The sequence below is a fragment of the Microbacterium sp. K35 genome (assembly GCF_004794375.1).
GTDB classification, from domain to species: Bacteria; Actinomycetota; Actinomycetes; order Actinomycetales; family Microbacteriaceae; genus Microbacterium; species Microbacterium sufflavum.
Map to the genome: position 1 here is coordinate 1 of NZ_SSDM01000109.1, position 2,374 is coordinate 2,374.

At 72.2% G+C, this 2,374-nt stretch carries 4 protein-coding genes; 3 read left to right on the plus strand and 1 reads right to left on the minus strand.

The genetic code is table 11. The annotated features are described in order from the left end of the window. On the minus strand, positions 1-510 hold a 510-nt coding region (locus DW299_RS03120; RefSeq protein ID WP_136035607.1), incomplete at its 3' end, for an MgtC/SapB family protein. Between the two features lie 172 nt (positions 511-682). On the opposite strand from DW299_RS03120, the gene DW299_RS03125 reads away from it, so the two are divergent. The 3 genes from DW299_RS03125 to DW299_RS03135 all read left to right on the plus strand — a co-directional run. Continuing rightward, complete coding sequence (locus DW299_RS03125; RefSeq protein ID WP_136033361.1) at positions 683-1,444, plus strand: GntR family transcriptional regulator; 762 nt, start codon at positions 683-685, stop codon at positions 1,442-1,444. Between the two features lie 63 nt (positions 1,445-1,507). Further along, positions 1,508-2,146 (plus strand): bifunctional 4-hydroxy-2-oxoglutarate aldolase/2-dehydro-3-deoxy-phosphogluconate aldolase, encoded by a 639-nt coding sequence (locus DW299_RS03130; protein ID WP_136033359.1) that lies wholly within the window; start codon positions 1,508-1,510, stop codon positions 2,144-2,146. Between the two features lie 38 nt (positions 2,147-2,184). Continuing rightward, positions 2,185-2,374 (plus strand): hypothetical protein (locus tag DW299_RS03135; RefSeq protein ID WP_446724782.1); only part of this gene is annotated, 190 nt, incomplete at its 3' end.

Sequence of the window (2,374 nt, forward strand, 5' to 3'; positions counted from 1 at the left end):
CAGCACCTCGCGCAGCGCGCCGCGGTCGGCCTCGTACTGCAGGGTCACGCGCAGGCGCTCGGGCTCGGGGCGCACGCGGTCGCGCAGCCGCGACAGCGGGCCGACCGTGAGGAGATGAAGACCCGTGCCCGCGATCGCGAGCAGGGGCATGTTCGCCCCGCAGGCCATGCCGATCGCCGCGACCACCCAGATGGTCGCGGCCGAGGTGAGCCCGGACACGGCGTTGTTGCGCACGAAGATCACGCCGGCGCCGAGGAACCCGATCCCCGATACCACCTGCGCGGCGATGCGCGAGGGATCGACCGCGACCTCCGGCCCGAGCACGCCCTCGAAGCCGTAGGCCGAGATGAGGGTGAAGATGGCCGAGCCCAGGCCCACCAGCACGTGCGTGCGCAGCCCGGCGTTCTTCTGCTTGCGGGAGCGCTCGATACCCACGGCCAGGGAGAGCACGAACGCCAGCCCGAGGAGCCCGAGCTCGACGAGCAGGTGGGGATCCCACCCGAAGCTCACGCTGCTCCCGTCATGTCAGCACAATAGCACTTTAAGCATCCCGGAGCTCACCCGCGGCGCCGTCGTGCGCGGGCGCGGCCGGGATCCGCGGAATACTGCGCCTCGACGCCGTCTGGAGTCGCTCGTATGATTGTCGCTACAATGTGACTCCCCAACCCAGAGCGGAGCATCCATGGCCGATGTCGTCACCCCCTGGCCCCACGAGCTCTTCGCGGACATCGACCGCACGGGGCCCGTCCCGCTCTACTTCCAGGTGTCCACACGACTCCAGAGCGCGATCCAGTCCGGCGCGATCCCCGCGGGCGCCCGCCTGGAGAACGAGGTCTCGATCGCGGAGCAGCTCGGACTCTCCCGCCCCACGATCCGCCGCGCCATCCAGGAGCTCGTCGACAAGGGCCTGCTCGTGCGCCGCCGCGGCATCGGCACCCAGGTGGTGCAGGGCTCGGTCACGCGGCAGGTCGAGCTGACCAGCCTGTACGAAGACCTGCAGAGCGCGAACCACGAGCCGGGCACGCAGGTGCTGACCCACGAGATCATCCCCGCGACCGACGAGGTGGCCCTCGCGCTCGGGCTCGAGCCGGGCACCGAGGTGCTGCATCTGCGCCGCAGACGAAGCACCGACGGCGTCGCGGTCGCGGTGCTCGAGAACTACCTCCCGCGCGAGCTGGCCGACATCTCGACCGAGCAGCTGGAGTCGCGCGGCCTCTATCAGGTGCTCCGCGCCCGGGGCGTCGCGATCCGCATCGCGAAGCAGAAGATCGGCGCCCGCCGCGCGGAAGACGACGAGCCGGAGCTGCTGGAGATCGAGGCGGGCGGCCCCGTGCTCACGATGGAGCGCATCTCGTTCGACCAGTCCGGCGCCGCGATCGAGTTCGGCCACCACTGCTACCGCCCCGACCTCTACAGCTTCGAGACGACGCTCGTCGCCAAGTAGCACAACTTGTAATGACAAGTTGTGGTGCGGAAGAATGGACGCATCCCTCGATCAAGGAGCGCCATGTCCGACCGTCTCGCCCGCGCCCGCACCACCGGCGTCCTCGCCGTCCTCCGCGCCCCCTCGCCCGAACTCGCCCTGGAGGCCTCAGAGGCGATCATCCGGGGTGGAGTGACCGGCATCGAGGTCACCTACTCCACGCCCGACGCCCCGGCCGTGATCCGCGAGCTGATCGCCCGCCACGGTGACGCCGCCTACATCGGCGCCGGAACCGTGACGACCCCCGCGCAGGCCGCACAGGCCGCCGACGCCGGGGCCGAGTTCCTGGTGAGCCCCGGCACGCTCCCGGCCCTCACCCGCGCGATGCTCGACACCGGCCGCGTCGTGATGACCGGCGCCCTCACGCCCACCGAGGTCATGGGCGCGCTGGAGCTCGGCGTCGACGTCGTGAAGATCTTCCCCGCCTCGCTCGGCGGCCCGGCCTACCTCGGCGCTCTCCGCGGCCCGTTCCCCGACGCCCCGCTCATGCCCACCGGCGGCGTCAAGCCTGACAACCTCGCCGACTGGTACGCCGCGGGCGCGGTCGCGGTGGGCGCCGGCGGCGACCTCGCCAACGGCGCCTCGATCGCGGCGTCCGACTGGGCCGACCTGGAGCAGCGCGCCGCCCGGTTCGCCGCGGCGCTCGCCTCCGTCCGGAGCTGACGCTCCCCCACCTCCGGGCCGTTTGGTATACCAGAGGTATGCGGATGCGGCGGGGCGTGCTCTGGGCGGCCCTCGCGGGGGTCGCCCTGCTCACCTCGGCGTGCACGGCGACCATCGCCACGCACCCGACCGCACCCACCACGGAGGCCCCGATGACCGACACCACGCCCGCCCCGCGCGACGCCACGTCCGCCCTGCTCGACGCCGCCGCCCGCGGTGACGCCGCCG